This is a genomic window from Achromobacter semiaridum (assembly GCF_053543755.1).
Genome location: NZ_JBLVOL010000087.1, coordinates 1 through 6,659, shown reverse-complemented (window position 1 = coordinate 6,659; position 6,659 = coordinate 1). Strand labels below are relative to the sequence as shown.

The window sequence follows — 6,659 nt, the reverse complement described above, 5'->3', positions numbered from 1 at the left end:
GCGGCGGCCGGCGCGGGCGTTGCGGTGCCCGCCTTTGCGGCTTCCTGCTCGGCAACAACGTCGTCAAAGCTGCGCTTGGGCGTCAGCGTGGGCTGCGGCTGGGCGGGCGCGGGTGCGCTCTGCGCGCGCGAGCCCGTGGCGGATGCGGGCGATTGCGCGTGGGCGGTGCCCACGGCGGCGATGATGGCGGCTGCCAACACCAGGCGCGACAGGCCAGGGGAATCGATTCGAGGGCGTGAAGAACGCAGACGCATGGTATTCCTGAAAAATCCAAGTCAGCCCGGATCGTACCGCGACCGGCCGCCGAAATCGAACGCGGCGCAGTGATGTTTTTGCGTCGCCTTGCCGCCCCGCCTGACGTCAGGCCGCGCGCGACTGGTTCTGGTCAACCGGCGGCGCGCGCAACACGCGCAGGCAGACCGCCATCGCAATCAGGCTGAACACCGCAAAGCCAAGCGTCTGTCCCAGCAGCACGCCCTCGGCGCCACCATAGTGCGCGCCCAGCCACACAAACGGCATCGTGCCTACCGTGGACCGCAGCCAACCGATCATCGTCGAATACGTGGCGTACCCCAGGTTGTTGAACACGGCGACCGCCACGAAGAACAGGCTGTTTACTGCCCAGGCGAAGCTGCCGTAGCGGCAAAAGAAAATCACCAGGTCACGCCCCGGCCCCGTCATGCGGAACAGGTCGGCCACCCACGGCGCGGCCAGCGCCAGCAAGGTCGCCGCACCCAGGCCATACAACACAGCCCAGCGCGACGTCAGGCTTACCGCCTGCCTGACACGGTCCCATTGGCACGCGCCCAGGTTCTATCCAAGAATGGGGCCTATCGCGCCGGGCAGCACGAAGTAAAGCGAATAAGCCAGTTGCAGCACGCGGTCGACCACCGTCGCCCCCGCCATGACGCTAGGGCCGAGCGTGGCGTAGGTCGACACGGTGAAGATCACGGCCGCTGGCGTCGCCAGCGCGGTCAATGCGGCCGGCAGCGCGATCCTGCCTATGGCGGCCAGGTCGCCAAGCAGTGCGGCCCGTACAGGCCACGCCACCAGGCGATGCTTGCCGAACACCAACCAGCCGCCCAACGCCACGGTGGCCATGCGCCCCACCCCGCCCGCCCACGCAATGCCTTGCATGCCGCCATCCAGCACGAAGATGACGATGGGATCCAGCACCGCCACCGTCGTCGTGCCCGCCAACAGCACCCACATGGACTGCCTGCCGCGCCCCGATGCGCGCAGCAGGTTGGACAACATCATGCCGATGCCCATCACCACTGCGAACGGCGTCGTGATCAGCACGTAGGACAACAGGTGTTCGCGCATGTCGGGCGCCAGCTTGATCGCCGCCGTGAACGGGCCGATTGCCGCCAAAAAGAGGACACCGGCCGCCAGCGCGGACCCTGCCATCAAGATGAGCGACGCACCGGCCAACGTGCGCGCGCGCGGCGCATTGCCCGCGCCCAGTGCGCGCGACACCAGCGCGGCGCCGCCCACGGTGACGCCGATGCACACGGACGTGATCGTGAACTGCGTCATCGATCCAAAGCCCACCGCCCCCATTACCGCTTCGTCCTGCAAGGTGCCCAGATACAACAGCGACAGGAATTCCACAGCGAAGACGGCCAGCATGCTGGCCCAGCCGGTCAACACCATTTCAAGCACATGCGGCCCGAGCGGCCCCGCTATGAAGCGGGCGCGCGAGACGTCAGCCCGGGGATACGCTGACTGGCCCGCGCCGACGGCTGCGTGGTCGTCTACGCCCGCCTCAAGCCCCACGCTGGTGGATGCGGCTTCAGGTCGCGTCGCGCGGGGCGTATCCACTGCTATCTACCGAGGCGCCGCGTCGCCGCGCAGCTGCTGCAAGCGTTCGATGGCCGCCTCCAGGCCTTGCGCGGCGGCCGCTTCGTACCAGTGCAGTGCGGCTTTCATATCCGTCTGTTCCAGGATCATCGCCTGCACGTATTGCGCGTCGGGATTGCCGCGCTGCGCATCGGCCAGCAAGGCGCGCTGCGCCAAGGCGTCCTGACGCGGCGACTCGCCATACACGTGCGCGTCATTGCCCACCGGGTCTTCGATCATGCTGCGCAGCGAAAGCGGGTTATGCGCAAACTGCTGCCGCCAGAACAACGCGGTCAGCAGGATGAAGGCGATGAAGACCAAGGCGGAGATAAGCAGGCTTTTACGGGTCATGGGGGCATGGAATACGGGATGAAAATCAGGGCCGGACCGGCGCGAACCAATATTGCGACACTCTGCTTTCGTTCGAGTACCACGGCAGCAAGCCGATGCTGTCAGACTCGCGCTGCACCGTCACCAGCAGGCCGCCGTCCTGGGGCCGAAACATTGCCACGTGGCGTCGCACACCCATGGCTTCATGCTGGCGCCAATCGTGCCGCACGCTGACCCATAGCCTGCCCTGGGTGCAACCGGTGTAGCGCCGAATGCCGCCGGGCATGTTCAAACGCGCATCGCCCGGCATGGCCGTCATGTCCTGCGCGCCGTCCTGCATCGGCAGCCGAGCGACGGAGCGCGCGCCCTGCCCGTCCAGCGCCAGCACGCTCCAGCCCCGGGCTTCGGCCACCAGTGATACGGTGGCCTGATCCGTCGACCGCCATTCCGGCAGCAGCGATTCGCGCATGCCGGGCAAGTCCAGCGGATACAGGAAGAAGGTACGCAGGTCCTTTAACGCCCCGTTCTCTTCGCCCGCGCGCAATTCGCCCCGGGCGCGATACGTGCCCGCTAGTTTTGGGCATTGCACAGGGTCCGAAGCCAGCACCACCGGCTCGCCGCTTCTGAACGACGGCCACGTGACGGCCACTTCATCCACGCGCGACACGCCGCAAGCGGCCAAGGTCAACGTCAACAGGCCTGTCGCGCCCATGCGGACAAGCGAAGGCACGCGGCTCGCGCAGGGCGCAGCAAGCGGTTGGGCGGAAAATATGGATGGATTCATTGTTGCGCGCGTCCAGCCGGGATCGGCGCTGAACTATATCTGAAACCCGCCCCGCCGTTGCCAAGCGGTGCGCGGCGGAGAATAATCGGCACATCTCCACCGGCCACGCACCATGACACCGTTCCGAGGCAAACTTCGCATCCGGCACCTGGAAATCGTGCTGACCGTCTCCGAGCTGGGCAACCTGTCCAAAGCGGCGGCGCAGCTGCACAGCACGCAATCCGGCTTGTCGCGCGCTATCGCCGAGATCGAAGAGCTGGTGGGCGCGCGCCTGTTCGAGCGCACGGCCAAGGGCACCACTTGCACGCCGCTGGGCGAGGCGATGTGCCGCCACGCCCGCCTGCTGCTGACGGATTTTCGCAAGGCAGAGATCGACCTGGCCGCCGTGTCGCGCGGCGACGAAGGCAGCCTGACCGTCGGCTGCTTCTCGATGTTTGCCGGCTGGCCGGTGGCGCAGGCGGCGCGCTCGTTTCGGCAAGCGTATCCGCGCATCACGCTGACCATCGAGATCGGCACGCATGAACGCCTGATCGAAGACCTGGACGCGGGCGCGCTGGACGTGTTGATCAGCCGATTCTCGTCCACCGTCAACCCGCAGATCTATCGTTCCACCACCTTGCTGGAAGACGCCGTCGTGCTCGGTTGCGCCACGCACCATCCGTTGGCCGGGGTGACAGGCACGACGCTGGCTGACTATGTGGCCTACCCCTGGATCACCGCGTTGCCCGGCAGCCGTATCCGAGGCGAGCTGGAAATGTCCCTGCGCCAGGCCGGTTTGGCGATTCCGGATATGATCGGCGCCCTGTCCCTGGAGTTTGGCCGCGAAATGCTGCTAGACGGCCACTATCTGTGGATGCTGCCCGGCAGCGTGGCCACGGTGCGCCAGGCACGCGGCGAACTGGTCGTCCTGCCCGCGCGCCCCGCGATCAAGAAGTCCCCGCTTGCCGCGATCTGGCGGCGCGACCGCCCCAGCACCCGACAGGCCCGCGCTTTCGCGGCGCATTTGGCGCAGGCCATCGAAGCGGACGAGATCGCGCTGGCCGCGTGATCGTTCGTTATAACGCCGGCACTTTTCGCTGATTCCCATTTTCTGAACACGCCCCTTTTTTTCGGAGCACCCATGTACGACTGGCTCAACGCACTGCCCAAGGCGGAACTGCACCTGCACCTGGAAGGCTCGCTGGAACCCGAGCTGCTGTTCCAGTTGGCGCAACGCAACGGTGTTGCGCTGCCCTGGCCCGACATCGATGCGCTGCGCGGCGCCTACAACTACGGCAACCTTCAGGAATTTCTGAACCTGTATTACATGGGCGCGGACGTGCTGCGCACCGAGCAGGACTTCTACGACCTGACCTGGGCCTACCTGTTGAAGTGCCGCGAGCAGAACGTGGTGCACACCGAACCCTTCTTCGATCCGCAAACGCACACCGATCGCGGCATTCCGTTCCAGGTCGTGCTGGATGGCATCAGCCGCGCACTGGAAGACGGCCGCAAGCAGCTGGGCGTATCCAGCGGGCTCATCCTGAGCTTCCTGCGCCACCTGCCCGAAGAGCAAGCCATGCGCACGCTGGACCAGGCCCTGCCCTTTCGTGACGCATTCATCGCCGTCGGCCTGGACAGCAGCGAAAAAGGTTTCCCGCCCCGTTTGTTCCAGCGCGTCTTCGACCGCGCGCGCGCCGAAGGGCTGCCCGCCGTGGCGCATGCGGGCGAAGAAGGCCCGCCCGAGTACATCTGGGAAGCGCTGGACCTGTTGAAGGTGCTGCGCGTGGACCACGGCGTGCGCGCTGCCGAAGACCCAAACCTGATCGCGCGGCTGATCGACGAACAGATCCCCTTGACCGTCTGTCCGCTATCCAACACCCGGCTACGCGTCTTCGAACACATGCGCGACCACAACATCCTGACGCTGCTGGACGCGGGCGTGAAGGTCACTGTGAATTCGGATGATCCGGCTTATTTCGGCGGGTATGTGACCGAGAATTTTCAGGCGCTGCATGAACATTTGGGCATGACGCAGGATCAGGCGAAGGCGCTGGCGGATAACAGTCTGGATGCGCGCATCGCGAAGTGAGGCGTGGAGGAAGGCGGTGGGGCCGTGGCCAGATGTAAAGCAGCGGAGGGATCAGCCCCTGGCTATTTCGCGAGCTTGATTCAATCTGGTATCGCCCAGCACGGCGCACTCCGCGATTCGATATCCATTGCCTCCGGCCATTCAACCAACGGCGCCCAACGCAGCGCCAGGTTGTATGCCGGCACGTCATTCGCATCGCGTGGTTCGATGTCGCACGGGGGCAAGGCGTCTGGGCCTTGCTGCATGTAGGTGCAGACATAGGCCCAGAGATTGTCCAGGTCTTGGTTGTAGGTGCTGAGGTGGATACGTTCGATGACTTCGTTCGTGCCGGGCTTGACGATGGCGATTGAGACGCCCCACTTGATCATCAGGCTTCCACCGGATGTAGCCCCCCATTGCTCCCAGACTTCGGCGCGGACGTCATTCCAGTCGTAGCTGGCGGTGGTGACGTAACGGTGAGCGAAGGGATTCCACCAGACCATTTGGAAACCGTAGACGTAGATTTTTCGGCGTAGCCGGTTGAAGCGGATGGGAAGATCGCGCGGCGGACAGACGTCCGTTTGGTAAAGAAACGCTGCAAGGTAAGAATAGGCGGCCAGCAGGAATAAAAACATCAATATCGTCGTGAGGCCATCGGACCCGTCTGTCGAAGAAAACGCCCCGTAGCCAAAAAATAGGGGCAATTGCCAGATAAAGAAGCACACACACAAGGGCACACCCAGGATCAAAATTCCGCGGGTGCTGGATGTTCGTCGGGATAGCTCCAGGTGGACATCGTCGACATAGTTGGGTGCGTCTGCGCGATAACTGGGTGGCCCGGGTGAGTCATTAGGCCCGGGCAAATCGCGCTTCCAACCTGGGCACGGCGGATTAAGCAGAGGTCTTACCATCACGCTTCCTCCGCAGAGATCAACTTTGCGTATCCGCTGAGATCGTCCTTGTCTGGCCAATATGCAATTTCGACGACGGCTGCCTTAACTGCATGCATGCCGCCCAACCAGTATCTGCCGCTTAGCGCGGGATCGTCTCTGGTCGGCAACTCACTGACCGCTGGCACGAGATCTGGCTCGGTGTCTAGCATGGGCGCATGGGCCCGACTATTGTGATACGCAGTTGCAAGCACTGACGACGTTATCAACGGCATACGTTTCCCACTTTTCGCCACCCCAAATTTATGAACGGTTAACGTGAACTCGTAACGCGAGCGCAAGGGATCAAAACCAGGCAACAGGATCAAGTAAGCCAATTCCGTGCCCGTTTGAACGCCGCCCGTCTCCTTGATCAGCAAAACGTCCATTGCCGCAAGCTCGGCCGCATCGGCGAAGCGCTTGGATGAGTGAAATCCCAAAGACACCGACAATCCCGACAGTGCGGCGTTTAATGCGGCCACCGCTGAATCGAGCTGGTCTGCCATCTCCCATCGCTGGCTGCGCTCCGCGTTTCCGAAGTACGACTGCCGCGCCCACCGTTCCAAAGCATCGGATTCCAGTCTCTTCGCTTTAACACTCGCAGCGAATGCATGCAGCCATTTTGCCGAGGTGTCGCCTTGGCGGGCGGCACGCATAGCGGCTGCGATCCACCCGGGCCCCATCAGCCACTCCTCCCTATGCCGCTATCGCCCCACCCGCTTTC

At 64.0% G+C, this 6,659-nt stretch carries 8 protein-coding genes and 1 pseudogene; 2 read left to right on the top strand and 7 right to left on the bottom strand.

Annotated elements, in window-relative coordinates:
* From ACNPP0_RS22175 to ACNPP0_RS22155, 5 genes and pseudogenes are all read right to left on the bottom strand, one after another.
* Nucleotides 1-254: pseudogene (locus ACNPP0_RS22175) on the bottom strand (lytic murein transglycosylase); the annotation flags it as partial.
* Nucleotides 255-360: 106 nt separating this feature from the next.
* Nucleotides 361-750, bottom strand: a complete 390-nt coding sequence (locus tag ACNPP0_RS22170) for an MATE family efflux transporter (RefSeq protein ID WP_448707019.1) — start codon at nucleotides 748-750, stop codon at nucleotides 361-363.
* Nucleotides 751-813: 63 nt separating this feature from the next.
* Complete coding sequence (locus ACNPP0_RS22165) at nucleotides 814-1,824, bottom strand: MATE family efflux transporter (RefSeq protein ID WP_448707018.1); 1,011 nt, start codon at nucleotides 1,822-1,824, stop codon at nucleotides 814-816.
* Between the two features lie 6 nt (nucleotides 1,825-1,830).
* Complete coding sequence (locus ACNPP0_RS22160) at nucleotides 1,831-2,193, bottom strand: sel1 repeat family protein (RefSeq protein ID WP_332608790.1); 363 nt, start codon at nucleotides 2,191-2,193, stop codon at nucleotides 1,831-1,833.
* Between the two features lie 25 nt (nucleotides 2,194-2,218).
* Complete coding sequence (locus tag ACNPP0_RS22155; RefSeq protein WP_448707017.1) at nucleotides 2,219-2,902, bottom strand: hypothetical protein; 684 nt, start codon at nucleotides 2,900-2,902, stop codon at nucleotides 2,219-2,221.
* A gap of 166 nt (nucleotides 2,903-3,068) precedes the next feature.
* Here ACNPP0_RS22155 and ACNPP0_RS22150 point away from each other — a divergent pair, with 166 nt between their 5' ends.
* Together ACNPP0_RS22150 and ACNPP0_RS22145 are read left to right on the top strand one after the other, a co-directional pair.
* Complete coding sequence (locus ACNPP0_RS22150; protein WP_448707016.1) at nucleotides 3,069-4,004, top strand: LysR family transcriptional regulator; 936 nt, start codon at nucleotides 3,069-3,071, stop codon at nucleotides 4,002-4,004.
* 72 nt (nucleotides 4,005-4,076) lie between these two features.
* On the top strand, nucleotides 4,077-5,027 hold the full coding sequence (locus ACNPP0_RS22145) for an adenosine deaminase (RefSeq protein WP_332608794.1): 951 nt from the start codon (nucleotides 4,077-4,079) through the stop codon (nucleotides 5,025-5,027).
* A gap of 80 nt (nucleotides 5,028-5,107) precedes the next feature.
* On the opposite strand, the gene ACNPP0_RS22140 is transcribed toward ACNPP0_RS22145, so the two are convergent.
* Nucleotides 5,108-5,641, bottom strand: coding sequence for a DUF6708 domain-containing protein (locus ACNPP0_RS22140; protein WP_448707015.1), 534 nt, complete (start codon nucleotides 5,639-5,641; stop codon nucleotides 5,108-5,110).
* 275 nt (nucleotides 5,642-5,916) lie between these two features.
* Nucleotides 5,917-6,591: a hypothetical protein gene (locus ACNPP0_RS22135; protein WP_448706775.1), complete on the bottom strand. Its 675-nt coding sequence runs from the start codon at nucleotides 6,589-6,591 to the stop codon at nucleotides 5,917-5,919.
* Between the last annotated feature and the right edge of the window lie 68 nt (nucleotides 6,592-6,659).

Bases quoted from the DNA above. Each gene is read 5' to 3' on its own strand.
- ACNPP0_RS22140 (WP_448707015.1), bottom strand. From the start codon at position 5,641: ATGTTTTTATTCCTGCTGGCCGCCTATTCTTACCTTGCAGCGTTTCTT.
- ACNPP0_RS22135 (WP_448706775.1), bottom strand. From the start codon at position 6,591: ATGCGTGCCGCCCGCCAAGGCGACACCTCGGCAAAATGGCTGCATGCA.
- ACNPP0_RS22145 (WP_332608794.1), top strand. From the start codon at position 4,077: ATGTACGACTGGCTCAACGCACTGCCCAAGGCGGAACTGCACCTGCAC.
- ACNPP0_RS22150 (WP_448707016.1), top strand. From the start codon at position 3,069: ATGACACCGTTCCGAGGCAAACTTCGCATCCGGCACCTGGAAATCGTG.
- ACNPP0_RS22160 (WP_332608790.1), bottom strand. From the start codon at position 2,193: ATGACCCGTAAAAGCCTGCTTATCTCCGCCTTGGTCTTCATCGCCTTC.